Annotated in this window: 1 protein-coding gene; it reads left to right on the top strand. The window is 50.0% G+C overall.

Going from position 1 to position 240, the window contains the following annotated elements:
* Positions 1 to 240 (top strand): S8 family serine peptidase (locus tag ACZ3GY_RS24740; RefSeq protein WP_465912463.1); only part of this gene is annotated, 240 nt, incomplete at both ends.

Here is a 240-nt window from a genome sequence, read left to right on the forward strand (position 1 = left end):
CAGAGCCTGCCACTGATTAACCAACCCGCAGTTTCCAATGCCCTCTATAAAGGAGATGGCACCGCTGTGGCCGTTTTGGATGACGGTATCAATTATGGCAATGCTGCATTTGGCTCATGTACCGCACCCGGTGTACCTGCTTCTTGCAAAGTGGCTGTTTCAATGGATTTTGGTACGGGCAGTAGCAATAATGATCATGGCACCAATGTCTCGGCAATTGTGACTGGGGTTGCACCCAAT

Source organism: Pseudomonas sp. PME37.24/006 (assembly GCF_055556635.1).